Below are 26,272 nucleotides of genomic sequence, written 5' to 3' on the forward strand. Positions count from 1 at the left end.
AGGGAGAAGCTATAGGGTATATCGAGGGCAAAGAAAAAGCCCCGGCGCGTCAGGCGCCGGGGCTCGAACGGGATGTCGATCTCAGGCCCAGGCGCGTTCGCGCTTGAGCTTATCCTCGTAGCGGTCGATCGAGGCCTTCTTCTCCATCGTGAGACCGATGTCGTCGAGGCCGTTGATCAGGCAGTGCTTGCGAAATGGGTCGATCTCGAACTTGACCTTGCCGCCATCGGGGCCGCGGATCTCCTGGTTCGGCAGGTCGATCGTCAGCGTCGCGTTGGCGCCGCGCTCGGCGTCGTCGAACAGCTTGTCGAGGTCTTCCTGCGAGACACGGATCGGCAGAATGCCGTTCTTGAAGCAGTTGTTGTAGAAGATGTCGCCGAACGAGGTCGAGATCACGCAGCGGATGCCGAAGTCGAGCAGCGCCCAGGGCGCGTGCTCGCGGCTCGAGCCGCAGCCGAAATTGTCGCCAGCGACCAGCACCTTCGCATTGCGATAGGCGGGCTGGTTGAGGACGAAATCCGGGTTCTCGCTACCGTCGTCCTTGTAGCGCTGCTCGGAGAAGAGCCCCTTGCCAAGGCCGGTGCGCTTGATGGTCTTCAGGTACTGCTTCGGAATGATCATGTCGGTGTCGACATTGATGATCTTCAGCGGCGCCGCGACGCCTTCGAGCGTGGTGAACTTGTCCATGGTTGCGCTTTCCGGGGTGGTTAGGGAACGCGTATTTATCCCGATCGGGAGCCGAATCCTAGGCCGATTTCGGCAGATCTAGTCTGCCCGAGCCTCAATCGCCGCCATATCGTCGTCGGAGAGGCCGAAATGGTGGCCGATCTCGTGGATCAGGACGTGGCGGACGATGTGGCCGAGGCTCTCGTCGTGCTCGGCCCAGTAGTCCAGGATCGGCCGGCGGTAGAGCCAGACCATGTTGGGCAGCCGCGCGAGGTCGCCAAAGCTCTGCTGGGGCAGGCCGACGCCCTGGAACAGGCCGAGCAGGTCGAACTCGCTCTCGCATTCCATCTCGTCGAGGACCTCGTCGGTCGGGAAGTCGTCGACGCGAAGAATCACGCCCTCGCAGAGGCTGCGAAACTCGGCCGGCAGGCGCTCGAATACGTCATGAGCCATCGCTTCCATCTCGGCCAGCGAGGGCGCTTTCAATTCCGTCCACATGGGCTTCTCCAGAGCGTTTTCGAGCGAAGTGGACACCGGTTCGCGTCAAGAAAACGCGTCAAAATAGCAATCTAGAACCCCGCTCCGATTTTACCGGAACGGGGTTCTAGCGCGGGTTCCGCCGCGATGCATCCGGCTTTATAGATGGGGCGTTGACGCCGCGCGCGAAAACGGGGAGCGTACGGCGCATCAAGGGGTTGGCAGAGGTCAGCGGTGGTGTGATGCGGGCGGGAACAGCGATACGGGTTCTACTGTGCATGGGGTTGTTTTCGACTTTTTTTGTCGGCGCCGAAGCTCAGGCCCAAACCCAGGCTCAAGCCCAGACGGCCGGTCCCGAGATCCGGCTGGCCCAGGCGACCTTGCCCGACGACGTGCCCCCGCCGCGTAGGCGGCCTCCAGCGCGCTTGCGCGTCACGCCCTATTACAGCCCCGACGGCGTCTATCCGCGCTACAACCCGGGTCCCGATGCGGTCCGCGAATGCAACGTCGCCTATGTGCAGGAACACAGGCCCAGCGGCACCGTGATCACGCCGCATATGAGCTGCTTCTGGCGGCGGGGCTGACGGGCCGGTTCAAGAGGCAGCGTGGAGGCCTCGTGAGGGTGGTCATGGCGAGACGGATTGCACTAGCCGCCGTTGCCGTTGCGCTTGCCACCGGCCTGCCCCGCGCATCCGCAGCGCATAGGATGACGATCCCCGAGGCCTCGGCGGGGATCGCGGTTTTCGATGCGCGACACGCGCGAACCAGTGAGATTGCGCGGCCTGCCGTGCGCCGTGACCCCCGCTATTACGCGCGGCCGGTTTACTACCGTCCCTATCCTTACGCCGTGCCTGCGCCCTTCGTGCTCGGCTACGGGCCGTTCCGGTGATCCGCTAACCGGCCGGCGCAAATCCCTTCACCAGCAGCACCGTCGCCTGTGCGCCCGCCTTGCGATCGCGCGAGATCTCTTCGTACTCGGGTGAGTTCGACAAGGCGAGAAACGCGGCTTCGTCGGAAAACGACATCATGACGAGCTTGTCGTGCGGCCATGCGCCTTCGAGCACGCGCGGATGTTCATCGGCGGCGAGCAGACGTCCGTCGTACTTCCTGAACACGTCGAAGAACCGCGCCTGATAGCGGCCGTAGGCCGTGCGGTCCGTCATCTTCAATTGCGCAATCGCATAGACAGTCATCTCGACTCCTCACCTCGCGGCACGGCGTCGCAGCACGTTGCCAGCAACGTCGTTCATTCATGGCGCATTCACGTCGCCGTTCCTAACTTCATCTTGGGAGCGACTGCAAATGAACAGGGATGATGCGCGCCGATCACGAGCGTCGCAACTCCGCTGTCCAGTTTCAGGGAGAAGTCCATGCTGAGGAGTTTGGGTCTCAGAGCAAGCCCGATGCGCCTGCTCGGGATCGCGGCGGCCGCGACGTTGATGCTGTCGGCCGGCCCTGCGCGCCGTGCTGACGCGCTGACCATGATCAATCCGGCGACGTCACCCGCGACGAAAGCTGCGACCGACGATCTCGTCACGCAGGTTCGTCACGGCGGTGGTGGCGGGCATGGCGGTGGCTTCCACGGCGGAGGTTTTCACGGCGGCGGCTTCCATGGTGGCGGCGGACATTTCGGCGGCTTCCGCGGTGGTGGTTTCCATGGCGGCGGCTTCCGTGCCGCACCGGCGTTTCACGGCGGCGGCTATCGCTATGGCGGATTTCGTCATTATGGCGGCTACCACCGCCACTGGGGCTATCGTCCCTATTTCGGCTATCGCCACTTCCACCGGCGCTATTATTACGGCGGCTACTATCCCAACTACCACTATCCGCGCCGCTGCCGGATCATCTGGACCTATTACGGCCCGCGCCGCATCTGCCGCTGGCACCGCTGGCATTATCCGTACCGCTATTGGTGATGTGAGTCGTCATTCCGGGATGGCGCATCAGCGCCAGACCCGGAATCTCGAGATTCCGGGTTCGCCCTTCGGACGCCCCGGAATGACTGCGGATAGTGGCGACGGCGCTCGTTGGCTACAGCCAGTCCTTCAGCTTCCAGGACGCCGACTTCCATCGCATCAAATTCTCAATCTTCCACTGCCGAAACATCGCCGGCGGCCAGCGGCTGAGCTTGGATGTCTCCTCCACCTCCGGCTTGGCGACGACGTGCAAGCGCGCCGGGCGCCGGCGGTGTTGGCGCGTCGCCTCGCTGATCAGGTCGACATATTCAGGCTTGTTGGCCATCAGAGGTGTCCTCGCGAGATCGTCGCGAGGACACTGTCGGCGCTGCCGCTTAACGGCCGTTTGCCAGGTTAGCTCAAATTGCAGGGACGGGCTTAGCGCCAGTCCCTGATGTCGACGAAGTGACCCGCGATCGCGGCTGCGGCCGCCATCGCCGGCGACACCAGATGGGTGCGGCCCTTGAAGCCCTGGCGGCCCTCGAAATTGCGGTTCGAGGTCGAGGCGCAGCGCTCTTCCGGCTTCAGCTTGTCCGGGTTCATCGCGAGGCACATCGAACAGCCCGGCTCGCGCCATTCGAAGCCGGCCTTGATGAAGATCTTGTCGAGACCCTCGGCTTCGGCCTGCTCCTTCACGATGCCGGAGCCCGGCACCACCATCGCGTTGACGTTGGCTGAGACGGTCTTGCCTTCGGCGATCTTCGCCGCCGCGCGCAGATCTTCGATGCGGCCGTTGGTGCAGGAGCCGATGAAGACGCGGTCGAGCTTGATATCGGTGATCTTCGTCCCCGCGGTCAGGCCCATATATTTCAGCGCGCGGTGCTTGGAGATGCGCTTGGCTTCGTCCTCGATGTTGTCGGGATCAGGCACGATGCCGGTGACCGAGATGACGTCCTCGGGGCTCGTGCCCCAGGTCACGATCGGCGGCAGCTTTGCCGCGTCGAGGCGCAGCTCGTGGTCGAAATGCGCGCCTTCGTCGGAGCGCAGGTTCTCCCAATAGCGCATCGCCGCATCCCAGGCCGCGCCCTTAGGCGACTTCGGACGGTCACGCAGGAAGTCGTAGGCCTTCTGGTCGGGCGCAACCAGGCCGGCGCGCGCGCCGCCTTCGATCGACATGTTGCAGACCGTCATGCGGCCTTCCATCGAGAGCGCACGGATCGCCTCGCCGGCATATTCCAGCACGTAGCCGGTGCCGCCCGCGGTGCCGATCTCGCCGATGATGGCCAGGATGATGTCCTTGCCCGTCACGCCGTCGGGCAATTTGCCGTCGACGGTGACGCGCATGTTCTTGGCCTTCTTCTGGATCAGCGTCTGCGTCGCCAGCACGTGCTCGACTTCGGAGGTGCCGATGCCGTGCGCGAGCGCGCCGAACGCGCCATGCGTCGAGGTGTGGCTGTCACCGCAGACGATGGTGGTGCCGGGGAGGGTAAAGCCCTGCTCGGGGCCGATGACGTGAACGATGCCCTGGCGCTTGTCGAACTCGTTGTAATATTCGATGCCGAATTCCTTGGCGTTCTCGGCCAGCGCCTTGATCTGCTCGATGCTTTCAGGATCGGGATTGGGCTTGGTGCGGTCGGTGGTCGGCACGTTGTGGTCGACGACGGCGAGCGTCTTCTCGGGCGCATGAACCTTGCGCCCGGTGGCGCGCAGGCCTTCGAACGCCTGCGGCGAGGTCACCTCGTGCACCAGGTGACGATCGATATAGAGCAGGCAGGTGCCGTCCTCGGCTTCGTGCACCAGATGGTCGTTCCAGATCTTGTCGTATAATGTGGTCGGCTTGGACATGAGCGTTAGCTCCGGAGAATGTGTGTAGGCGATGAGCGCGATCACGCGCGGGCAACAAATCGTCAGCGCAGCTTTCAGGCTGCGCGCGTAAGCTCTGACGTTGCCGAGGTCGCGAAGCGTCCGAAGAACCGGCCAGGCAGCCGCGAGCGATCGTCGATGACGATGCGCTTGACGGGGGCGAAGCTGGTCAGATCTGGAAACATTCCAAGAATATATAGCAGGCCGATTTGGAATCGCGAGTGGTTTCAAATGAACCGCCACGCGCACCATGCATGAGGAGGCGCTGGACACGCCGCACAAGGCAACAAAAAAGCGCGGAGCCGAGCCCCGCGCTTTTGAAAAGCTTGCCTTCTGGCGAAAGCTTATTCGCCGACGGCAGCCTGACGGTCCTGCTTCTCGACGATGCGGGCCGACTTGCCGCGAAGGTTGCGGAGGTAATAGAGCTTGGCGCGACGCACCTTGCCGCGGCGCACGACCTTGATCGAGTCGATCATCGGGGAGAGCAGCGGGAACACGCGCTCGACACCTTCGCCATAGGAGATCTTGCGGACGGTAAAGCTCTCGTTGAGGCCACCGCCGGAACGGCCGATGCAGACGCCTTCATAGGCCTGCACGCGGGTGCGGTCGCCTTCGACGACCTTCACGTTGACGATCACGGTGTCGCCGGGGGCGAATTCCGGGATGTCCTTGCCGGCGGAGAGTTTGTCGAATTGCTCTTGTTCGAGCTGCTTGATCAGGTTCATGGGTAAATCTCCATCGACGCGCCCAGCCTTCGAAACGGGGGCTGCGTGAAATTCGTCTATCCAGCCATTGCGGATTTGGCCGCTCCTATAAGGCAAGCCGGAGCGTTTGTCACCCGTCTGTCTTGTTTTTTGGCGTTTTTTGGCGGCCGGGCCGATTCGGGGGCTTGTTCGAGATCTTGGGCGGGATTTGGGCCCATAAATCCGGCCGCCGGGCCGCGGTCAGGGCCTCCGATTGCGCCCGCCGCCAGGCCGCGACCTTGGCATGGTCGCCCGAGGTCAGGATCTCGGGGATCGGAACCCCCTCGAACAGCTGCGGCCGGGTGTATTGGGGGTATTCGAGGAGGCCGTCGGAGAAGCTTTCCTCGGTTCCCGAAGCTTCCTTGCCCATCACCCCCGGCAGCAGCCGGACGCAGGCATCGATCAGGGCCAGGGCTGCGATTTCGCCCCCTGAGAGCACGAAATCGCCGATCGAGACCTCCTCCAGGGCCCGGGCGTCGATCACCCGCTGGTCGATCCCCTCGAAGCGGCCACAGACGATCAGGGGGCCGGGGCCCTGCGCAAGCTCGGCCACGCGGGCCTGGGTCAATGGCCGACCGCGCGGGCTCATCAGCAGGCGCGGGCGCCCCTTTAAAGAATGTTGGCCGATCTCCGCGGCATCGATCGCCGCCGCCAGAACATCGGCCCGCAGCACCATGCCCGGGCCGCCGCCGGCCGGCGTGTCATCGACGCTACGGTGGCGGTCGGTGGCGGAGGCGCGGATGTCCCGCGCCTCGATCTGCCACAGCCCGGAGGCCAGCGCCCGGCCGGCCAGGCTCACGCCAAGCGGTCCCGGAAACATCTCCGGAAACAGCGTCAGCACCGTCGCGCGCCAGGGTGAGGAGTTCGTCATCGGATCTCAGTTCTCGTCATCCCTGGCGCGCGAAGCGCGAGCCCGGGATCCATAACCACCGCAGCCAGTCTTTTGACGGATCGAGCCACCAGCTTAGCCAAAAACCACGGCCTGTGGTTATGGGTCCCCGCCTTCGCGGGTACGACTCGCGGATAGGGCTTCGTCGCGATCCTCGCCCTCGATCTCCTGCGGCAGCGCGATCACGACGCGGCCGCCGTTGAGATCGACCTCCGGCACCACTGCGTTGGAGAACGGCAGCAGCAGCGTGGGCCCTTTGAGTGGAGCGATCTCGATGATGTCGCCGGCGCCGAAATTATGGATCGCGAGCACGCGGCCGAGCGCATCGCCGTCGATGGTAACGGCGGTGAGCCCGATCAGATCGGTGTGGTAATATTCGTCCTCGTCCGTCGCGGGCAGCTTGTCCCGTGGAACGTAAAGCTCGATGCCGTTGAGGCGCTCGGCCTCATCGCGGGTCGTGACGCCCTTGAACGTCGCGACCAGATGATCTCCGGCCTCGCGCGCCGTTGCGACCTCGAACTGGCGCTTGCCGTCCTTGGCGAGAAGCGGACCATAGCGGCGCACGGCAAAGGGATCTTCGGTGAAGGTCCATAGTTTGACCGCACCGCGCACACCATGCGCGGCGCCGATCCGCGCGACGCAGACCAGCGCCGACATGATCCTGCCTTAGGCCTTCGCGGCGGCTTCGGCCTGCGCCTTGCGCTCCTTGCGCGGCACGGCCTTCTCGGGGTTGTTGCGCGCTTCGCGCTTCTTGACGCCGGCGGCATCGAGGAAGCGCATCACGCGGTCGGACGGCTGCGCGCCCTTGGCGAGCCAGGACTTCACTTTCTCCATGTCGAGCTTCAGGCGGGTCTCGTTGTCCTTCGGCAGCAGCGGGTTGAAATAGCCGAGACGCTCGATGAAGCGGCCATCGCGGGGAAAGCGCGAATCGGCGACGACGACGTGATAGACGGGACGCTTCTTGGTGCCTGCGCGGGCGAGGCGGATAACGACGGACATTTAGTTCTCCTTCAAAGTACGTTTTGTTCGGTTGATTGGTATTCCGCGTCACGTGAGACCGCTGTGATCCCGTGCGACGAATTCCTCATTTCTTCTTGCCGGGGAAACCGCCGAGACCCGGCAGCGTCGGCTTGCCGCTCAGTCCGGTCAGTCCCGGAAGATTGGGCAGGCCAGTGCGGAGACCGGGCGGCAGATCCTTCGGCAAATTGGGCAGACCCTGTCCGCCGCCGCTCTGCATTTTTTCCTGCAGCGCCTTCATCTCTTCCGGCGAGGGCATCTTCATGCCGCCGCCAAAGCCCATCGCCTGCGCGATGCCGGCGAGCGGGCCGCGCTTGCCCGAGCCCATCGCCTTCATCACGTCGGCCATATTCCGGTGCATCTTGAGCAGCTTGTTGACGTGCTCGACGCTCTGGCCGCTGCCTGCGGCGATGCGCTTCTTGCGGCTGGCCTTGAGCAGGTCGGGATGACGGCGCTCGTCGCGCGTCATGGAATCGATGATCGCGACCTGGCGCTTCAAAATCTTGTCGTCGATGCCGGCGGCCGCGATCTGGTTCTTCATCTTGGAGATGCCGGGCATCATGCCCATCAGGCCGCTGATGCCACCCATGTTCGACATCTGCAGCAGCTGCTCGCGCATGTCGTTGAGGTCGAACTGACCCTTGCGCATGCGCTCGGCGGTGCGCGCCGCCTTCTCGGCGTCGATATTGGCGGCGGCGCGTTCGACCAGCGAAACCACGTCGCCCATGCCGAGGATGCGGCCGGCGATACGGTCGGGATGGAAATCCTCCAGCGCGTCGGTCTTTTCACCGGTGCCGATCAGCTTGATCGGCTTGCCGGTGACCGCGCGCATCGACAGCGCGGCGCCGCCGCGGCCGTCGCCGTCGACGCGGGTCAGCACGATGCCGGTGAGGCCGACGCGCTGATCGAAGGCGCGCGCGAGGTTCACCGCGTCCTGGCCGGTGAGGCTGTCGGCGACCAGCAGCACCTCGTGCGGGTTTGCAGCGGCTTTGATGCTCGCTGCTTCCGCCATCATCTCTTCGTCGAGCGTGGTGCGGCCCGCGGTGTCGAGCAGCACGATGTCGTAGCCGCCGAGCTTGCCGGCTTCCAGCGCGCGCTTCGCGATCTGCGGCGGCTGCTGGCCGGCGACGATCGGGAGGGTCGGAATGTCGAGATCGCGGCCGAGCACGGCCAGCTGCTCCATCGCCGCCGGACGATAGACGTCGAGCGAGGCCATCAGCACCTTGCGCTTGTCGCGCTGGACCAGGCGGCGGGCGAGCTTTGCGGTGGTGGTCGTTTTACCCGAGCCCTGCAGGCCGACCATCATGATCGGCACCGGCGGCACGGCATTGACGTCGATGGTCTGGCCTTCCGCGCCAAGCGTGTTGACCAGCTCGTCATGGACGATCTTGACCACCATCTGGCCGGGGGTGACCGACTTGACGACGGTGGCGCCGATCGCCTGTTCGCGGACGCGCTCGGTGAAGCTGCGCACCACTTCGAGCGCAACGTCAGCCTCGAGCAGCGCGCGGCGCACCTCGCGCATCGCGGCGTCGACGTCCTTTTCGGTCAGCGCACCGCGCCCCGTCAGACGATCGAGAATGCCACCAAGCCGTTCCGACAGATTGTCGAACAATGCCGTTGTCCTGTTGCTGTCTTCCCGACGGGAAGAACGCCGCTACTCTCACCGCTGTCATGTCCCGCGAAGGCGGGGCATCCAGTACGCCGCGGCGCCTCGGTTCCTGCCGCGACGCCTCTGGGGATACTGGATCCCCCGCCTTCGCGGGGGATGACCACGTTCTCGAACGCGATCTTCCAAACACCTTTGCGCCCGAGGGCGCACAGCGCTGTCGGGCGTTGACCTCCGGCCTCCAGGGCCGGTCGGCGGGTCGAAAAGAAAGCCTTTCCGAGAAAGTGACGGGGTTAAACGCCGCTCCCGCCCGAAAGTCAAGGAAAGTTAGGGTCACCGGGCGCCCTTGCCAGGGGCAAGCGACGAAATAAAGCTTTGAAATCTGGCCATTTCCGGCGGCGGGTTCCCTTTTCGCCCGTCCCGCCCATATAGCCGATCATGACTTACCTCCGCTATCATCGCTGAAGCCGCCCGTGCCCATCACCCGCCGCCGCCTGTTTGGAGTGTTGGCCGGCGCCGGCGCGCTGGTCGGCGTTCCGTCCTTTTGGATGTCCCGCATGAAAACCTATGATGGCCCCGTCTCCGATCATTTCGACGGCCTGCACTTCTTCGATCCCAACGGGGCGTCGCCAAGATCACTTGGCGAGGTCCTGCGCTGGCAGTTCGGCGGCGGCCGCAAGCGCGAGACTTGGCCGGACTGGGTCCCCAGCCCCCATGCCGACATCCCGCCCGCGCGGGTCGATGGCGACAAGGTGCGGCTCTCCTTCGTCGGCCACGCCAGCTGGCTGATCCAGACCGGCGGCCTCAACATCCTGGTCGACCCCGTCTGGTCGATGCGGGCCTCGCCGGTCGCCTGGGCGGGACCGAAGCGGCACAACGTTCCCGGCATCGCCTTCGAGAAGCTGCCGAAGATCGACGTCGTGCTGGTCTCGCACGGGCACTACGACCATCTCGACATCGCGACGCTGTCGCGGCTCGCCAAGAATTTCGCTCCGCGCGTGGTCACTCCGCTCGGCAACGATGTGACGATGCGGAGCGCCGATCCCACCATCAAGGTGGAAGCCTTCGACTGGCACGACCGCGTCGAGCTCGGAGGCGGCATCGTCGCGCACCTGGTGCCGACGCGGCACTGGACCGCGCGCGGCGTGTTCGATCGCAACAAGGCACTGTGGGCGAGTTTTGTGCTGGAGACGCCGGCCGGGAAAATCTATGTCGTTTGCGATTCCGGCTATGGCGATGGCGGGCACTTTCGCCGCGTCGCCGAGAAGCACGGGGCGCTGCGCCTTGCGATCCTGCCGATCGGCGCCTACGAGCCGCGCTGGTTCATGCGCGACCAGCACATGAACCCGGAAGACGCGGTGAAGGCGCTGGCCGATTGCGGCGCGCAGGCCGCGCTCGGGCATCATCACGGCACGTTCCAGCTCACGGACGAGGCGATCGACGCGCCGGCAAAAGCGCTGGTGGAAGCGCTTGATGCCGCGAAGATTCCGCAGGAGCGGTTCGTCGCGATGAAGCCGGGGCAGGTGGTGGAGATTTAGCGTTACTCTCCGCTGTCGTCCCGGGGCGCGACGAAGTCGCGAACCCGGGACCCCATAACCACAGGGAGACGCTTGGCGAGCACTCGGAGTGCGCGTTGCCCCACACTCCGCCCCGTGGTTATGGTCCCCGCGTGCGCCGGGGACGACACCGTTGTTGCGGCGAGCGGCGTGCCCTTAGCCCCGCCTTACTGTCCCTGCTTGATCGCCCAGCTCACGTTCACCGTCACCGACAGCGTCTCTTCGCCCGGCGCGACCGCGGCGGGCGCAGCCATCGGCGCTGTCGCCATCCGCGCCTTGAATAGCGGCACCGGGCCGCCACCCTCGGACACACTGAGCGGCGCGCCCAGCGTCACGCCGGTCGCCTTCGCGTAGATCTCGGCCTTGCGGCGGGCGTCGGCCACCGCCTGCTCGCGCGCATCGTCGAGCAGCTTTGACGCCTGCGTCACCTCGAAGGAAATGTTGCCAATGTCGTTGGCGCCTGCGCTGACCAGCGTGTCGATGATGCCGGCGACCTTGGTTACATCGCGAATTTTCACCGTGACGCGGTTACTGGCGCGGAAACCGACGACAGGAGAGGCGCCGGTGGATTTGTTCTGGCCGTATTGCGGCTGCAGCGACAGGCGCGAAGTCTGGTAGTCCTTCTCGGCGATGCCGGCGCCCTTCAGCGCCAACAGCACCTTGCCCATCGCGGCGTTGTTGGCGTCGGAGGCTTCTTTCGCCGTCTTGGCGTCGTTGGCGACGCCGGCATCGATGTGCGCGAGATCGGGCGCTGCAGAAACATTGGCTTCGCCGCTCACCGAGATGGCGGAGGGAAAATCGTCGGCGAGGGCGGGCGTTGCGAGCAGTGTGGCGGCGAAAGCGGCAGCAAGGGGCGTCAAAAGGACGACAGGCTTCTTCATCTCTCTCACTTCAATGGCACGAACACGTTGATCACGAGCTTGTCCTCGGCCGTCTTCAGGGGATCGGTCAGGTACTCCTCGATGAACGTGTCCTTGGCTTCCAGCTTCTTGTCGTCGAGGTGATTGGTGATCGCCTCGTAGGTGTTGTCCATGTTGTCGTAGGAGCCGCGATGGACGAACTTCAGCGCCTTGCCCTCCGGCGACTTGCCGATGCTCATGTCCTTGGACAGGTTCTTCGGGTCCTGATCGACCGGGATCTCGGCGAGGAAGGTGAAGCCGGTGTCGTCGGTCGAGGTATAAACGATCATCGAATTGCCTGATGGCTTGATGCCCTGCTTGTCCAGCAGCGTGTTCAGCGCCTTGAAGGCATCGATCAGGGTGTCGAAGGCCGAGTCCCAATTGGCAGTGCCCTTGATCATCACGACCTTCTTGGCCTCGAGCGTGGTCTCCTGGCCGAACGGATCGGCGGTCTGCACCGGGGCGGGCGTAGCGGCGGCTGCGGGCGGCGGCGCTGCCGGGCTGGGCGAAGCGCTCGCCGCGGGCGAGGGGCTTGCCGCAGGCGCGGGCGAGGCGCTCGCGGCCGGGGCAGGCGATGCGGAAGGGGCCGGCGAGGGACTTGCTGACGCAGCCGGTGCCGGGCTCGCGGTCTGCGCCAGGGCGCCAGACAGGCCAATCGACATGGCCGCCGCCGGGATCAGCGCGGCCAGAGCGAGACGACGAAAGCTGATCATTTGACTCTCCCCAAGACCTTGCACACCAAGGCCCAAATCCATCCTCGCGCCCGCCCGCGCGCCCCGGTCCACGCGAGTCGCGCCGTTCTAACACGCGAGCGCCGAATTCGTCCCATGACAGATGCGTCATGGCAGCTCACCTTGGCAGACATCCTCGGCCGCCGCCAAATGACTGGCCAAGCCGGTAAGGATCGCCATATAAGGCAGGCGAAATCGGGAAATTTCATGAGCGCGCTGGCCAACCACGCATTTGCCAAGATGAACGGCATCGGCAACGAGATCGTCGTTGTCGACATGCGCGATTCTGCCTCGCCGGTGACGCCGGACGACGCCCGCGCGGTGGCGTCCGCGCAAGGCGGCGTGCCCTACGACCAGCTCATGGTGCTGCAGAAGCCGCGGCTCGACGGTACCGAGGCCTTTATCCGCATCTACAACAATGACGGCTCCGAGGCCGGCGCCTGCGGCAACGGCATGCGCTGCGTGGTGCGGCGGATCTTCGAGAGGACCGGCCAGACCACGGCGACGTTCGAGACCGCCGCGGGCCTGCTCAATGCCTGGCAGGGTCCGGCGCCCGATCTCTACACTGTCGATATGGGCGCGCCGAAGTTCGGCTGGCAGGACATTCCGCTCGCCGAGGAGTTTCGCGACACCCGCTACATCGAATTGCAGATCGGCCCGATCGACAATCCGATCCTGCATTCGCCATCGGCGGTGAGCATGGGCAATCCACACGCGATCTTCTGGGTTGACGACGTCAACGCCTACGATCTCGGCCGCTTCGGTCCGCTGCTGGAAAATCACCCGATCTTCCCCGAGCGCGCCAACATCACGCTGGCGCATATCGTCGATCGCGAGCACATCACGATCCGCACCTGGGAGCGCGGCGCGGGCCTGACTAAGGCCTGCGGCTCGGCCGCGTGTGCCACCGCGGTCGCGGCTGCGCGGCTGAAGCGCGCCGAGCGCAACGTCGAGATCACGCTGCCCGGCGGCAAGCTCGGCATCGAATGGCGCGAGCGCGACGATCATGTGCTGATGACGGGCACGGCGACCTTCGAATATGAGGGCCAATTCGATCCGGCGCTGTTCGCGCCGGTCGCCTAATGGCCATCGACGTCGTCAGCTTCGGCTGCCGCCTCAACGCCTTCGAGGCCGAGGTGATCCGCCGTGAGGCCGAGGGCGCGGGGCTCGAAGACACCATCGTCATCAACAGCTGCGCCGTCACCAACGAAGCGGTGGCGCAGGCGCGGCAGTCGATCCGAAAGTTGAAGCGCGAGCGCCCTGAGGCGCGCATCGTCGTCACCGGCTGCGCGGCACAGACGCAAAGCGCTATGTTCGCCGAGATGGCCGAGGTCGACCGCGTCGTCGGCAATGACGACAAGCTGCGCGGCGAAGCGTGGCGCGAGACCCGGGGCGCTTTCGATCTTGGCGCCAGCGAGAAGATCGCCGTCAGCGACATCATGGCGGTCAAGGAGATGGCGCCGCATCTCTTGGATGGCTATGCGAGCGGCCAGCCGCGCGTGTTCGTGCAGGTGCAAAACGGCTGCGACCATCGCTGCACCTTCTGCATCATCCCCTATGGCCGCGGCAATTCGCGTTCGGTGCCGATGGGCGCGGTGGTCGATCAGGTGCGGACGCTGGTAGAGCGCGGCCATGCCGAGATCGTGCTCACCGGCGTCGATCTCACCAGCTACGGCACGGACCTGCCGGGCGCCCCCAAGCTCGGCAGGCTGACCAGGCAGATCCTGCGGCATGTGCCGGAGCTGAAGCGCCTGCGGATCTCCTCGATCGACTCGATCGAGGTGGACAGCGATCTGCTCGATGCCATCGCTGACGATGCGCGGCTGATGCCGCATCTGCATCTGTCGCTACAGTCAGGCGACGACATGATCCTGAAGCGCATGAAGCGGCGCCATACGCGGCAGGATGCGATCGCGTTCTGCAACGAGGTCCGCCGCCTTCGCCCGGACATCGCGCTGGGGGCCGACATCATCGCGGGCTTTCCCACCGAGACCGAGGAGATGTTTTCGCGCTCACTCGATCTGGTCGAGGAATGCGGCCTGACCTTCCTGCACGTTTTCCCGTACTCGCCACGCCCCGGCACGCCGGCCGCCCGAATGCCGCAGGTCGCGGGTGGTGTTATCAAGGAACGTGCGAGGCGGCTGCGTGCGGCCGGTGAGGCGGCCCTGCGGCGGCGGCTGCAAGCCGAGATCGGCGCGACGCGCGAGGTGCTGGTCGAGAGCGCGGGGCAGGGGCGGACCGAGCATTATCTGCCGGTGGCGGTTGCGGGCGAGCGAGTGGGCAGCGTGGTGCCGCTGAAGATTGCCGGCAGTGATGGCGAGCGGCTGACCACATAGACCGTGTCGTCGCCCGGCTTGACCGGGCGACCCAGTACGCCGCGGCTTCTCCGTATCCCACCAATGTCTCTGGAATACTGGATCACCCGCTCCAGTGCGCAATTGCGCACAAGGCGGGTGATGACAGCGGAGCGTGTGGTGTGCAAGTGCGTCTACGACGCCCTGACCTGCCAGAACCGCAGCGTCCGCCGCGCGTTCTCCGGCGTCATCCTCGCAAAATGCCCCTGCGCTCTGGCAAGGTCGGCCGGCTTCATCGCGCCGGTGGCATAACGGCTTTCGAGCACCGCGGCCGTCGTCTCCCAGCGGAGCTGCGCCGCCTTGCACGGCACCAGCAGGCCATCGTCGCGCAGGCTCTGCATCAGCGGGCGAATCACCTCGACGGTCGAGCCGGACAGCGCGGCCAGGGCGGCGACGGTCTCCTCGTAACGCCGCTGCGTGGCGAAGCCGAGCAGCGTCGCTTCGTTGAGCTGGCCGGCCGCCTTGAGGTTGGCGATCGCCCGCTTGGCGCCTTCGAAGTCGCGGACTGCAGACATCTCGCGCTCGACGCCGACGGTGACGGCCGTGATCGCGCCCTGGATTTCCTCGAACAGATGCGGCGGCGCGCGCGACAACAGGCGGGTGCGCACGGCATCGGTCGCCGAGCGCAGCAACTGCCGGCGCAGCTCCGACGGCAAATCGACGCGGACGCCGACGCTCACGGCGAGCTCCGGATCGGCCTCGGCCTGTCCGACGATGATGGCAAATCCGTTGCCCGACACGCGCGCACCCGGATTGGCCGCGAGGCGCCGGCTCACGCTGGGATAGCGGCGCGCCAGCAGCGCGTCGGTGACGACCTCCTTCAGCCACCAACGCCCGGCGACCGCGAGCAGATGCGGCTCGCCCTTGCTGGAGGCGATCTTCACTAGCTCGCCATCGTCGAGGCGCGCGGATTCCTGCAGCACGGGACCGGCGATGCGGATCTCGTCATTGTTGGCGAGACGGCGGATGACGGAGGGCGGCGCCTGCGCAAGCGGCGCGAGCTGCGCGCTGATCTCGGCCAAGGCAACGCGCGCGCCCATGTCGGCGATGGCGCGCAGCTCGATGGTGCCGATCAGGCGCTCGAGCACGTCGTCGAACAGCGCGATCTGCTCGTCGTCAAAGCTGCCGGCGGAGGACAGGAACAGGTCGGTGACGCGACGGGCGGTTTCCAGGCCCTTTTCCGCCGAGCCCATCCGGATTGCGGATTCGACCTCGTCGATGATCGATAGCTCGGCCTTGGACATGACGCGGGGCTCGTCCTGAGCGGATTGACGGAAGCTTGTTCTAAGCAACCGCTATCATTAGAGGCGAGCGCTGAAGGTTTCGTAAACCATGGAGCGGGAGCGGCTGGGAAAGGTAAAGAGCGGCGGCACCTACTCCCCATTCCATCCGCAGGCACGAAGCTTCTCGTGCATATGCGGCGGTGCCGGCGCGACGACGCGAACCGGCCCCTTGTTCCGCGAGATCGGCACCACGATCTCGCGCGAATGCAGATGAAGCTTCGGCTCGCCGAACCGCGGGCCGTTGCCGTAAATGTTATCGCCGAAGATCGGCCATCCGCTTTCGGCCGAATGCACCCGCAATTGATGGGTCCGGCCCGTGACCGGTTCCATGGCGAGCCAGGTAAAGCCCTCGCCGCGGCCCATCACCTTCCAGTTGGTGACCGCCTTCTGCCCGTCCGGATCCGGCTTCTGCCACCAGCCGCGCTCGGCATTGAGCCGGCCGAGCGGCATGTCGATGGTGCCTTCATTCTCGGCAGGGCCGCCCTCGACCACGGTCCAGTAGGTCTTGCCGATCTTGCCGTGCTTGAAAAGAAGGCCGAGCGACGCCGTCGCCTTGCGATGGCGGCCGAGCACGAGGCAACCGGAGGTGTCCTTGTCCAGCCGGTGGGCCAGCACCGGGGGCCGCGGCAGGCCGAACCGGAGCGCGTCGAACGAATCCTCCAGATTGGGGCCGCCCTTGGGGCCGCGGTGCACGGGAAGGCCGGCCGGCTTGTCGATGACCAGCATCAGCCCGTCGCGATGGAGCACGCGGGCCAGGATCTCATCAGCGGTCAATTGGGGAACATCGAGCAATCGCAAGACTTTCGGTCAAGACTTTCGTTTAGCAGCCGGAACGGCTAACACACCACCAGTGCGGTGGATTTGGCATTCGCTCAGCGGCAGCGGCAAAACGCGAAGCGAATGCCAAATCCAGGGCCGCACTGGCAACAATATTTTCTCGTGCCGCTCTTCGATTTGAAGTTCCTAACCGGACTTGCGGCAAGAGAGTAGGAACTTCAAATCGGCGGCACGAACCATGAACGATACCACGTCAGATCCCCCCAAGCTGAGCTGGTGGCGCCGCCTGTCCAACGGGCTGAAGCGCACCTCGTCCTCGCTCGGGACCGCGGTCGCCGATCTCGTCACCAAGCGCAAGCTCGACCGCGCCATGCTCGACGACATCGAGGACGTGCTGCTGCGCGCCGATCTCGGCACCTCCGTCGCGGTGCGGATCGCGGAGGCCGTCGGCACAGGCCGCTACGACAAGGCGATCTCGGCGGACGAGGTCAAGGACGTCGTCGCGACCGAGGTCGAGAAGGTGCTGGCCCCGGTGGCAAAGCCCCTGGTGATCGATGCGGCCAAGAAGCCGTTCGTCATCCTCGTGGTCGGCGTCAACGGCTCCGGCAAGACCACCACCATCGGAAAGCTCTCGCAGAAATTCGCCTCCGAAGGCCGCAAGGTGATGCTGGCTGCCGGCGACACGTTCCGCGCCGCCGCCATCGAGCAGCTCAAGGTCTGGGGCGAGCGGACCAAGACACCCGTGATCGCGGGCGCGCAAGGCTCGGATTCGGCGAGCCTCGCCTTCAATGCGCTGACGGCGGCGAAAGAGCAGGGCATGGACGTGCTGCTGATCGACACCGCCGGCCGCCTCCAGAACAAGGCCGAGCTGATGAACGAGCTCGAAAAGGTCGTGCGCGTGATCCGCAAGGTGGATGCGACTGCGCCGCATGCGGTGCTGCTTGTGTTAGATGCCACCGTGGGCCAGAACGCGTTGTCGCAGGTCGAGGCCTTCCATCGCACCGCCGGGGTCACCGGCCTCGTGATGACCAAGCTCGACGGCACCGCGCGTGGCGGCATTTTGGTGGCGCTTGCGGAGAAATTCAAACTGCCGGTGCATTTCATCGGCGTCGGCGAGGGCGTCGACGATCTCGCCGCCTTCACCGCGCGCGATTTCGCCCGCGCCATTGCCGGAATCGAGTCATAGGTTTTCTTTCGTCATCCCCCGCGAAGGCGGGGGATCCAGTATTCCGAGGCGCCTGTGGTCTGCAACGAGCGGCGCGGCGTACTGGATGCCCCGCCTGCGCGGGGCATGACAGCAACAAAGGTCAGGTAATGGACAAGACCCAGCCGCATCCGCTGTTCAAGCTGGCGACCGAGCTCGGTCCGCTGCTCGTGTTCTTCTTCGTCAATGCCAAGTTCAATTTGTTCGCCGCGACCGGCGCCTTCATGGTGGCGATCGTGGCGGCGATGATCGCGTCCTATATGGTGACGCGTCACATCCCGATCATGGCGATCGTAACCGGCCTCATCGTGCTGGTGTTCGGCACGCTGACCCTGGTGCTGCATGACGAGACCTTCATCAAGGTCAAGCCCACCATCATCTACGGCCTGTTCGCCGCGATCCTCGGCGGCGGCCTTTTGTTTGGCCGCTCCTTCATCGCCGTGATGTTCGACCAGATGTTCAATCTGACGCCGCAGGGCTGGCGCATCCTCACGCTGCGCTGGGCGCTGTTTTTCGCCGGCATGGCGGTGCTGAACGAGATCGTCTGGCGCACCCAGAGCACGGACTTCTGGGTGAACTTCAAGGTGTTCGGCGTTACCACGATCACGATGATCTTCGCCATCGCCCAGATGCCGTTGACCAAGCGCTACGGGATCGAGCCGGCCTCGCTGGAAGCGAGCGAGGCGGAAGCGGGGGATGTGAGGAAGGGGTGACTCTTTCAAGTCATTCCGGGGCACGCGAAGCGTGAACCCGGAATCTCGAGATTCCGGGTTCGGCTCTGCGAGCCGCCCCGGAATGACGGTGACTATTTCAACGCCTTCTCCATCTGCGGCAGCAGCACCGTCCGCAGATTGTCCGGCGTGATCGGCCCCACCAGCTTGTAGACGATCGTGCCCTCGCGACCGATGACGAAGGTCTCCGGCACACCGTAGACGCCCCATTCGATCGAGGCACGACCGGTGGCGTCGACGCCGACGCGGCCGAACGGGTTGCCGTAGCGGCCGAGGAAGCGGCGGGCGTTGTCGGCGCTGTCCTTGTAGTTGATGCCGACGAGCTCGAAGCGCTTGTCCTTGGCGAGCTCAGTCAGCAGCGGCGCCTCGTCGTGGCAGGGCACGCACCAGGACGCCCAGACATTGACGAGGCTGACCTTGCCTTTGAAGGCGGTGGGGTCGAGCCCCGGCACCTGCGCATTGCCGGCCTGCAATCCCTCGAGCGGCGGCAGCGTGGTCTGCGGCGCGGGCCGCCCGATCAGTGCCGAAGGAATGCGCGAGGGATCGCCACTGCCGAGCCGGAACCAGAACAACAGCGCCAGAGCGATGAAGGCGAGCAGCGGCAGCACCATCAGGAAGGTGCGGCGCTGCGGTGCGGAGGTCGATTGATCGCTCATGGTGTGTCTACAGCACTTCGGCCCGAACGACGCGAGACGCCGCTGCGGTCAAGCTCGCGCAACCGCTGAGTCTGATTGCGATAGTCGATGATGACCCAGCCGATCAGGATCGCGACCACGAGAGCGGCTGCCGCATAGGACGTCACGATGAAAGACGCGTAGGGACCAAGCGACATCGCTTATGCAGCTTTCTGACTTGCCTGCATCATCTGCAGCGAGCGGACACGGCGACGCAAAATCTCGTTGCGCATGGCGGCCAGATGCAGCGTGACGAACAGCAGCGTGAACGCGATCGCCATCACCAGCAGCGGAATCAGGAACGATTTGTCCAGTGTGGAGCCGCCCATGCGCATCACCGAGGCCGGCTGGTGCAGCGTGTTCCACCAGTCGACGGAGAACTTGATGATCGGCAGATTGATTGCGCCGACCAGGGTCAGCACCGCTGCGGCACGCGCCGCGCGCGAGGGATCGTCGACCGCGCGCCACAGCGCCATCAGGCCGAGATACATCAGGAACAGGATCAGCACCGAGGTCAGCCGCGCGTCCCATTCCCAATAGGTGCCCCACATCGGTCGGCCCCACAGCGAGCCCGTCAGCAGCGCAAGGAAGGTGAAGCTGGCGCCGATGGGCGCTGCCGCCTTCGCGGCGACGTCGGCGAGCGGATGCCGCCACACCAGCGTGCCCAGCGATGCAATGCTCATCACGCCCCACACGAACATCGACAGCCAGGCATTGGGCACGTGGATGAACATGATCTTGACAGTCGCGCCCTGCTGATAGTCGTCGGGTGCGAGCGCGGACTGGTAGAGGCCGATCGCGAGCAGGATCACGGTTGCACCCGCAAGCCACGGCAACACCCGCGCCGTCAGCGCGAGGAACCGTGTCGGATTGGCGAGATCGATCAGCGTCATGGTCTTCTGATTAGTCACAGGTCAGCGCTCAGGCAATCAGCATAAAAGCGCGCGGCGAAAGTTGATCGGGGTCAAGGCCGGCCGCGCCATGGTCAGTCGAGTCCATGTCGCAGGCTCGCCGCTGCCGCGAACGGTCCGATCACGAAGCTCACCAGCGACAGCGCGCACAGGATCGAGAACGGCGCGCCGAACGTCATGGGGCCGACGATCGCCGCCTGCGAGGCCGCCACGCCGAAAATCAGCACTGGGATAGACAGCGGCAGCACCAGCACCGCCATCAGGAGCCCGCCCCGGTGCAGCGTCACCGCCAGTGCCGCGCCGATCATGCCGGTGAAGGTCAGCGCCGGGGTGCCCGCCAGCAGCGTCAGCGCCACCGCAGCGGTGGCGACCATGTCGAGATTGAGCAACAGGCCCAGCACGGGGGTTGCGACAATCAGCGGCAGGCCGGCCGCCAGCCAATGCGCCAGCGCCTTGGCCGCGCAGGCGAGTTCCAGCGGGGTCCGGCTCATCGTGATCAGGTCGAGCGAGCCGTCCTCGTGGTCGGCCATGAACAGCCGGTCGAGCGTCAAAAGGCTCGCCAGCAGCGCACCGAGCCACAGGATCGCAGGCCCGAGCCGCGACAGCAGCGCCAGATCCGGTCCGACCGCGAACGGCATCAGGACGACGACGGTCAGGAAGAACAGCACGCCAATCAGCGCCCCGCCGCCGACGCGGAGCGCGATTCGGATGTCCCGGCGGATCAGGGCGGACAAGGCGGTCATCGGGGGGCCCCATCGTGCCCTGAGGACGGTGCGCTCCCTCCCCCGCTTGCGGGGGAGGGCCGGGGAGAGGGTGTCTCCGCTCGCGAGAACCCCCTAGCGGAGAGAACCCTCACCCGCGCCTTCGGCGCGGCCTCTCCCGCAAGCGGGAGAGGCGAGGGAGCCCGCGGCGACGGCTGCGCCCTGATTGCGAGAGCCCAGCCCGGCCGCTCGAAAAGCTGAGGGTGCTCGGACCTCATGCGCGCCCCCCGATCCGCAGCTCCCGCGATTCGATCCCCAGCGGCGCATGGGTCGCCGCGATGATGATCCCGCCACGCCCCAGATGCCCCCGCATCAGCGCGCCGAACATCTCCTGGCCGGCGACATCCAGCGCATTGGTCGGCTCGTCCAGCAGCCAGATCGGCCGTCGCACCGTCAGCAGCCGGGCCAGCGACAGCCGGCGGCGCTGACCGGCGGAGAGGAACGCCGCGGGCAGATGGCTGGCATGGTCGAGGCCGACGATGACGAGGCTCTCAGCCGCGTCGCTGCGCTCGCCGCCCAGGAAATCGGCCCAGAATGACAGATTCTCAGCCACGCTCAGCGCCGGCTTCAGCGCGTCGCGATGGCCGAGATAGTGGCACTGCTCGGGCAGCGTCATGTCGGCGTCGGCCCCGTCCAGTACGATCGTGCCCCCGGCCGGAACGAGCAGGCCGGCGATCAGCCGCAGCAGCGAGGTCTTGCCCGAGCCGTTGCAGCCGACCACCGCCACAGCCTCGCCGGAAACGGCCTCGAAATCGAGCCCGGCAAACACCTCCCGGCCGCCGCGCACGCAGGTGACCCCTCGCCCCGACAGCTGCATCTTGCCTGGTATCAACCCGTCCAATGCCGGGCCTCAGGAAAACTTGGGGTAGCGCATCAGAATTTTTGGCTCGCGACTTGCTGGGTCCGATTGTGGCTGTGGCGGTGCGGTTAGAAAGCTTCTATAAGCCCGGAACTACTTGATGCAGCAACTCAACCTGCCCCTGCAAGCGACCCCAGCCTGCTACGCTGACGGTGTTAAAATACCCTGCCGGGTATAACTAACAATTGGGATTTCCTACATGACCTCGCTCGACAGCTTCAAATGCAAAAAGACCCTCAAGGTCGGCGCCAAGACCTATGTCTATTACAGCCTGCCCACGGCCGAGAAGAATGGTCTGAAGGGAATTTCGAAACTTCCCTATTCGATGAAGGTCCTGCTCGAGAACCTCCTGCGCAACGAGGACGGCCGCTCGGTCAAGAAGGAAGACATCGTCGCGGTGTCGAAGTGGCTGCGCAAGAAGTCGCTGGAGCATGAGATCGCCTTCCGCCCGGCCCGCGTGCTGATGCAGGATTTCACCGGCGTTCCGGCCGTAGTCGACCTGGCTGCCATGCGCAACGCGATGCAGAAGCTCGGCGGCGATGCCGAGAAGATCAACCCCTTGGTCCCCGTCGATCTCGTCATCGACCACTCCGTGATCGTGAACTTCTTCGGCGACAACAAGGCTTTCGCCAAGAACGTCACGGAAGAGTACAAGCAGAACCAGGAGCGCTACGAGTTCCTGAAGTGGGGCCAGAAGGCATTCTCGAACTTCTCCGTCGTGCCGCCCGGCACCGGCATCTGCCACCAGGTCAATCTCGAATATCTCTCCCAGACGGTCTGGACCAAGAAGGAGAAGATGACGGTCGGCAAGAAGACCGGCACCTTCGAGGTCGCATATCCTGACTCGCTGGTCGGCACCGACTCCCACACCACCATGGTCAACGGTCTCGCCGTGCTCGGCTGGGGCGTCGGCGGCATCGAGGCGGAAGCCTGCATGCTCGGCCAGCCGCTGTCGATGCTGCTGCCCAACGTCGTCGGCTTCAAGCTGAAGGGCGCGATGAAGGAAGGCGTCACCGCGACCGACCTCGTGCTGACCGTGACGCAGATGCTGCGCAAGCTCGGCGTGGTCGGCAAATTCGTCGAATTCTTCGGCCCGGGCCTCGACAATCTCTCCGTCGCCGACAAGGCGACCATCGCCAACATGGCGCCCGAATACGGCGCGACCTGCGGCTTCTTCCCGGTCGACGCCGCCGCGATCGATTATCTCAAGACCTCCGGCCGCGCACCCGCGCGCGTGGCGCTGGTGCAGGCCTATGCCAAGGCGCAGGGCCTGTTCCGCACTGCCAAGTCGGCCGATCCGGTGTTCACGGAAACGCTGACGCTCGACCTCGCGGACGTCGTGCCGTCGATGGCCGGTCCGAAGCGTCCCGAAGGCCGCATCGCGCTGCCCTCGGTCGCCGAAGGTTTCTCGCTCGCGCTCGGCACCGAGTACAAGAAGGCCGAGGAGCCCAAGAAGCGCTTCGCCGTCGAAGGCAAGAACTACGAGATCGGCCATGGCGACGTCGTCATCGCCGCCATCACCTCCTGCACCAACACCTCGAATCCGAGCGTCTTGATCGGCGCGGGCCTGCTGGCGCGCAACGCCGCTGCGAAGGGCCTCAAGGCCAAGCCGTGGGTGAAGACCTCGCTCGCCCCGGGCAGCCAGGTGGTCGCCGGCTATCTCGCCGATTCGGGTCTGCAGAAGGATCTCGACAAGGTCGGCTTCAATCTCGTCGGCTTCGGCTGCACCACCTGCATCGGCAATTCCGGTCCGCTGCCGGAGGAGATCTCGAAGTCGATCAACGAGAACGGCATCGTCGCCGCGGCCGTGCTCTCCGGTAACCGCAACTTCGAAGGCCGCGTCTCGCCGGACGTGCAGGCGAACTATCTCGCCTCGCCGCCGCTGGTGGTCGCGCATGCGCTCGCCGGCAGCGTCACCAAGAACCTCGCCGTCGAGCCGCTCGGCGAAGGCAAGGACGGCAAGCCGGTGTACCTCAAGGACATCTGGCCGACGACGAAGGAGATCAACGCCTTCATGAAGAAGTTCGTGACCTCGTCGATCTTCAAGAAGAAGTATGCCGACGTGTTCAAGGGCGACGCCAACTGGCGCAAGATCAAGACGGTCGAGAGCGAGACCTATCGCTGGAACATGTCGTCGACCTATGTGCAGAACCCGCCCTATTTCGAAGGCATGAAGAAGGAGCCAGAGCCGATCACCGACATCGTCGAGGCACGCATCCTCGCCATGTTCGGCGACAAGATCACCACCGACCACATCTCGCCGGCCGGTTCGATCAAGCTCACCTCGCCCGCGGGCAAATATCTCAGCGAGCACCAGGTGCGCCCGGCCGACTTCAACCAGTACGGCACGCGCCGCGGCAACCATGAAGTGATGATGCGCGGCACCTTCGCCAACATCCGTATCAAGAACTTCATGCTGAAGGGTGCGGACGGGAATATTCCGGAAGGCGGCCTGACAAAACACTGGCCCGACGGCGAGCAGATGTCGATCTACGACGCCGCGATGAAGTACCAGCAGGAGCAGGTGCCGCTCGTCGTGTTCGCCGGCGCCGAATACGGCAACGGCTCCTCGCGCGACTGGGCTGCGAAGGGCACGCGTCTGCTTGGGGTACGCGCCGTGATCTGCCAGAGCTTCGAGCGCATCCATCGCTCCAATCTGGTCGGCATGGGCGTTCTGCCGCTGACCTTCGAGGAAGGCACCTCATGGCAGTCGCTCGGCCTGAAGGGCGACGAGAAGGTCACGCTGCGTGGCCTCGTCGGCGACCTCAAGCCGCGCCAGAAGCTGACCGCGGAGATCGTCTCCGGTGACGGTTCGTTGCAGCGCGTTTCGCTGCTCTGCCGCATCGATACGCTGGACGAGCTCGACTACTACCGGAACGGCGGCATCCTGCACTACGTGCTGCGCAAGCTCGCGGCGTAAGCGCGGATTTGTGAACGATGGCTCACTGCGAAGTGAGTAGAAGGTTAAGCGAAGGCGGCCTATCACAAGGCCGCCTTCGCGCGTTTGCGGCATGCTTCGGATGGGCTCGCCCGGCGGAAATTCCGCCCTGGACGATTGAACATGCCGCACCCCGTAAGATTACGGTGACCATCAGGCGATAAGCTTCCCCCAACGACTGACGATGTGTGACGTTCGACATGACGACAATGACGGCTTCTAATCTGGTTTCGCGCTGGTCCGGTGCACTCTGGTCGGGAGCGCTCAGCATCTGCGCCATCGTCGCCATCATCCGTCCCGCCCACGCCGATCCGCGCGCCGTTGTCGAATTGTTTACCTCGCAGGGCTGCTCGTCCTGCCCGCCCGCCGACAAGATCATCGGCGATCTCTCCAGCGATCCCTCGATCATCGCCCTGAGCATGCCGATCGATTATTGGGACTATCTCGGCTGGAAGGACACGTTGGCGGATTCGCGTTTCTCGGCGCGGCAGCGCGCCTATTCACGCATGCGCGGCGACCGCGAGGTCTACACGCCGCAGGTCGTCGTGAATGGCTCGGCGCATGTCATCGGCAGCGATCGTGCCGGCATCGAGAATGCGATCGGCAAGACCGACAAGAGCAGCGGCGTGATGAGCGTGCCGGTGACGATGTCGCTCTCGGGCAAGCAGATCAACGTGTCGGTGGCCGCGAGCAAGGAGCCGGCGGTCTCGCGTGGCGAGGTCTGGATCTGCTCGGTCGCCAAATCGGTGCCGATCTCGATCAGCCGCGGCGAAAATCGCGGACAGCAGATCACCTACCACAACGTAGTGCGCAATTTGCTCAAGGTCGGCGACTGGACCGGCAGTTCGGAAAGCTGGACCGTGCCGGTCGAGAACCTCGCGCGGGACGGCGTCGACGGCGCGGTGGTCTATGTCCAGGACGGCAGCCGCGACAAGCCCGGTCCGATGCTGGGCGCGGCGTACACGTCGCTGCATTGATTCGCTCTCGCGTCGTGCTCTGCTCTCAACCCTCATGGTGAGGGGGCGCGTCAGGGCCGTCTCGAACCATGCTGGCCCCGCTGATGCAGCTCGGCCTTTCATCCTTGGAGACGCCGCTTCGCGGCTCCTCAGGTGAGGAGAGAGTATCTTCGCGCGGATGTTTCGAGAGAATTCGTCGCGCCAGAAACAATCCGACACAAACAAAAAAGGACCAACTTGCGTTGGCCCTCCTTGTCGCGCGTACAGACCCGATCCTGTTCGACCCCGGGGGGCTGGGGGCTGAGGAATCCGGAACCGAAAGGACCGGGCCAACGCACACGAATCTTTTCGCAGTGCAGGGCGGCGGGCGCTGGGCGGAAAAGCGGCGACAGTATGATTCCTGCTAACGATCCCGTGACGGTTTGCCGCGACAGAGTTCCACTTTTGCGTGTGGGATTGTTCGCACCCGATCGGATCGG

Annotated in this window: 29 protein-coding genes; 10 read left to right on the top strand and 19 right to left on the bottom strand. The window is 65.0% G+C overall.

Annotated features, from left to right (window positions below; genetic code table 11):
* Positions 1–81: 81 nt before the first annotated feature.
* Together leuD and AC5V87_RS01660 are read right to left on the bottom strand one after the other, a co-directional pair.
* On the bottom strand, positions 82–687 hold the full coding sequence (leuD, locus tag AC5V87_RS01655) for a 3-isopropylmalate dehydratase small subunit (protein ID WP_456841860.1): 606 nt from the start codon (positions 685–687) through the stop codon (positions 82–84).
* Between the two features lie 78 nt (positions 688–765).
* Positions 766–1,164, bottom strand: a complete 399-nt coding sequence (locus tag AC5V87_RS01660) for a metallopeptidase family protein (RefSeq protein WP_495369798.1) — start codon at positions 1,162–1,164, stop codon at positions 766–768.
* Between the two features lie 257 nt (positions 1,165–1,421).
* Between AC5V87_RS01660 and AC5V87_RS01665 the strand changes: the two genes are divergently transcribed.
* Together AC5V87_RS01665 and AC5V87_RS01670 are read left to right on the top strand one after the other, a co-directional pair.
* On the top strand, positions 1,422–1,727 hold the full coding sequence (locus AC5V87_RS01665) for a hypothetical protein (RefSeq protein WP_495369799.1): 306 nt from the start codon (positions 1,422–1,424) through the stop codon (positions 1,725–1,727).
* Between the two features lie 44 nt (positions 1,728–1,771).
* Complete coding sequence (locus tag AC5V87_RS01670) at positions 1,772–2,032, top strand: hypothetical protein (protein ID WP_495369800.1); 261 nt, start codon at positions 1,772–1,774, stop codon at positions 2,030–2,032.
* A gap of 4 nt (positions 2,033–2,036) precedes the next feature.
* On the opposite strand, the gene AC5V87_RS01675 is transcribed toward AC5V87_RS01670, so the two are convergent.
* Complete coding sequence (locus AC5V87_RS01675; protein ID WP_495369801.1) at positions 2,037–2,336, bottom strand: DUF1330 domain-containing protein; 300 nt, start codon at positions 2,334–2,336, stop codon at positions 2,037–2,039.
* A gap of 177 nt (positions 2,337–2,513) precedes the next feature.
* Here AC5V87_RS01675 and AC5V87_RS01680 point away from each other — a divergent pair, with 177 nt between their 5' ends.
* Entirely contained in the window at positions 2,514–3,059 is a 546-nt protein-coding gene (locus AC5V87_RS01680) for a hypothetical protein (RefSeq protein ID WP_495369802.1), read from the top strand.
* A 115-nt stretch (positions 3,060–3,174) separates the two neighbouring features.
* Here the strand turns inward: AC5V87_RS01680 and AC5V87_RS01685 are convergent, their stop codons facing one another.
* The 7 genes from AC5V87_RS01685 to ffh form a co-directional block, all read right to left on the bottom strand.
* Entirely contained in the window at positions 3,175–3,384 is a 210-nt protein-coding gene (locus AC5V87_RS01685) for a hypothetical protein (protein ID WP_456841866.1), read from the bottom strand.
* 92 nt (positions 3,385–3,476) lie between these two features.
* Positions 3,477–4,883, bottom strand: coding sequence for a 3-isopropylmalate dehydratase large subunit (gene leuC / locus AC5V87_RS01690; RefSeq protein ID WP_456841867.1), 1,407 nt, complete (start codon positions 4,881–4,883; stop codon positions 3,477–3,479).
* Between the two features lie 362 nt (positions 4,884–5,245).
* On the bottom strand, positions 5,246–5,626 hold the full coding sequence (gene rplS, locus AC5V87_RS01695) for a 50S ribosomal protein L19 (RefSeq protein WP_130221017.1): 381 nt from the start codon (positions 5,624–5,626) through the stop codon (positions 5,246–5,248).
* A gap of 109 nt (positions 5,627–5,735) precedes the next feature.
* Complete coding sequence (trmD, locus tag AC5V87_RS01700) at positions 5,736–6,515, bottom strand: tRNA (guanosine(37)-N1)-methyltransferase TrmD (protein ID WP_456841868.1); 780 nt, start codon at positions 6,513–6,515, stop codon at positions 5,736–5,738.
* 117 nt (positions 6,516–6,632) lie between these two features.
* The gene (rimM, locus tag AC5V87_RS01705; protein ID WP_495369803.1) at positions 6,633–7,190 is read right to left on the bottom strand and encodes a ribosome maturation factor RimM; all 558 of its coding nucleotides are present in this window, start codon (positions 7,188–7,190) and stop codon (positions 6,633–6,635) included.
* 9 nt (positions 7,191–7,199) lie between these two features.
* Positions 7,200–7,532 carry a 30S ribosomal protein S16 gene (rpsP, locus tag AC5V87_RS01710; RefSeq protein WP_027561838.1) on the bottom strand — a complete coding sequence of 111 codons (333 nt, stop codon included), beginning with the start codon at positions 7,530–7,532 and terminating at the stop codon, positions 7,200–7,202.
* A gap of 85 nt (positions 7,533–7,617) precedes the next feature.
* The gene (ffh, locus tag AC5V87_RS01715) at positions 7,618–9,165 is read right to left on the bottom strand and encodes a signal recognition particle protein (protein ID WP_495369804.1); all 1,548 of its coding nucleotides are present in this window, start codon (positions 9,163–9,165) and stop codon (positions 7,618–7,620) included.
* A gap of 467 nt (positions 9,166–9,632) precedes the next feature.
* Here ffh and AC5V87_RS01720 point away from each other — a divergent pair, with 467 nt between their 5' ends.
* Positions 9,633–10,697 (top strand): MBL fold metallo-hydrolase, encoded by a 1,065-nt coding sequence (locus AC5V87_RS01720; protein WP_495369805.1) that lies wholly within the window; start codon positions 9,633–9,635, stop codon positions 10,695–10,697.
* Between the two features lie 185 nt (positions 10,698–10,882).
* Here AC5V87_RS01720 and AC5V87_RS01725 read toward each other — a convergent pair whose 3' ends face one another.
* Positions 10,883–11,596 carry an SIMPL domain-containing protein gene (locus tag AC5V87_RS01725; protein WP_456841871.1) on the bottom strand — a complete coding sequence of 238 codons (714 nt, stop codon included), beginning with the start codon at positions 11,594–11,596 and terminating at the stop codon, positions 10,883–10,885.
* Between the two features lie 5 nt (positions 11,597–11,601).
* Positions 11,602–12,327: a GyrI-like domain-containing protein gene (locus tag AC5V87_RS01730; protein WP_456841872.1), complete on the bottom strand. Its 726-nt coding sequence runs from the start codon at positions 12,325–12,327 to the stop codon at positions 11,602–11,604.
* A gap of 225 nt (positions 12,328–12,552) precedes the next feature.
* On the opposite strand from AC5V87_RS01730, the gene dapF reads away from it, so the two are divergent.
* The gene (gene dapF, locus AC5V87_RS01735; RefSeq protein WP_456841873.1) at positions 12,553–13,428 is read left to right on the top strand and encodes a diaminopimelate epimerase; all 876 of its coding nucleotides are present in this window, start codon (positions 12,553–12,555) and stop codon (positions 13,426–13,428) included.
* Positions 13,428–14,681 (top strand): tRNA (N(6)-L-threonylcarbamoyladenosine(37)-C(2))-methylthiotransferase MtaB, encoded by a 1,254-nt coding sequence (gene mtaB, locus AC5V87_RS01740; protein ID WP_495369806.1) that lies wholly within the window; start codon positions 13,428–13,430, stop codon positions 14,679–14,681. The genes dapF and mtaB overlap by 1 nt, the downstream gene beginning before the upstream one ends.
* 152 nt (positions 14,682–14,833) lie before the next feature.
* On the opposite strand, the gene AC5V87_RS01745 is transcribed toward mtaB, so the two are convergent.
* The gene (locus AC5V87_RS01745) at positions 14,834–15,943 is read right to left on the bottom strand and encodes a DUF2336 domain-containing protein (protein WP_495369807.1); all 1,110 of its coding nucleotides are present in this window, start codon (positions 15,941–15,943) and stop codon (positions 14,834–14,836) included.
* Between the two features lie 129 nt (positions 15,944–16,072).
* On the bottom strand, positions 16,073–16,774 hold the full coding sequence (locus AC5V87_RS01750) for an RluA family pseudouridine synthase (protein ID WP_495369808.1): 702 nt from the start codon (positions 16,772–16,774) through the stop codon (positions 16,073–16,075).
* Between the two features lie 223 nt (positions 16,775–16,997).
* On the opposite strand from AC5V87_RS01750, the gene ftsY reads away from it, so the two are divergent.
* Entirely contained in the window at positions 16,998–17,945 is a 948-nt protein-coding gene (gene ftsY / locus AC5V87_RS01755) for a signal recognition particle-docking protein FtsY (protein ID WP_456841876.1), read from the top strand.
* A 128-nt stretch (positions 17,946–18,073) separates the two neighbouring features.
* Positions 18,074–18,676, top strand: coding sequence for a septation protein A (locus tag AC5V87_RS01760; RefSeq protein WP_495369809.1), 603 nt, complete (start codon positions 18,074–18,076; stop codon positions 18,674–18,676).
* Between the two features lie 92 nt (positions 18,677–18,768).
* Here the strand turns inward: AC5V87_RS01760 and AC5V87_RS01765 are convergent, their stop codons facing one another.
* From AC5V87_RS01765 to ccmA, 5 genes are all read right to left on the bottom strand, one after another.
* A complete protein-coding gene (locus AC5V87_RS01765; protein WP_456841877.1) occupies positions 18,769–19,350 on the bottom strand; it encodes a DsbE family thiol:disulfide interchange protein in 582 nt (193 codons plus the stop codon).
* Complete coding sequence (ccmD, locus tag AC5V87_RS01770) at positions 19,347–19,526, bottom strand: heme exporter protein CcmD (RefSeq protein WP_456841878.1); 180 nt, start codon at positions 19,524–19,526, stop codon at positions 19,347–19,349. Before ccmD ends, AC5V87_RS01765 begins: the two co-directional genes overlap by 4 nt.
* 3 nt (positions 19,527–19,529) lie before the next feature.
* The gene (locus tag AC5V87_RS01775; RefSeq protein ID WP_456843500.1) at positions 19,530–20,261 is read right to left on the bottom strand and encodes a heme ABC transporter permease; all 732 of its coding nucleotides are present in this window, start codon (positions 20,259–20,261) and stop codon (positions 19,530–19,532) included.
* Between the two features lie 92 nt (positions 20,262–20,353).
* The gene (gene ccmB / locus AC5V87_RS01780; protein WP_456841879.1) at positions 20,354–21,022 is read right to left on the bottom strand and encodes a heme exporter protein CcmB; all 669 of its coding nucleotides are present in this window, start codon (positions 21,020–21,022) and stop codon (positions 20,354–20,356) included.
* 232 nt (positions 21,023–21,254) lie between these two features.
* On the bottom strand, positions 21,255–21,857 hold the full coding sequence (gene ccmA, locus AC5V87_RS01785) for a heme ABC exporter ATP-binding protein CcmA (protein WP_495369810.1): 603 nt from the start codon (positions 21,855–21,857) through the stop codon (positions 21,255–21,257).
* A gap of 241 nt (positions 21,858–22,098) precedes the next feature.
* On the opposite strand from ccmA, the gene acnA reads away from it, so the two are divergent.
* Together acnA and AC5V87_RS01795 are read left to right on the top strand one after the other, a co-directional pair.
* Positions 22,099–24,819, top strand: coding sequence for an aconitate hydratase AcnA (acnA, locus tag AC5V87_RS01790; RefSeq protein ID WP_456841880.1), 2,721 nt, complete (start codon positions 22,099–22,101; stop codon positions 24,817–24,819).
* 218 nt (positions 24,820–25,037) lie between these two features.
* Positions 25,038–25,814 carry a DUF1223 domain-containing protein gene (locus tag AC5V87_RS01795; protein WP_495369811.1) on the top strand — a complete coding sequence of 259 codons (777 nt, stop codon included), beginning with the start codon at positions 25,038–25,040 and terminating at the stop codon, positions 25,812–25,814.
* Positions 25,815–26,272 lie beyond the last annotated feature (458 nt).

It is taken from the genome of Bradyrhizobium sp. SOJA106, from assembly GCF_059448745.1.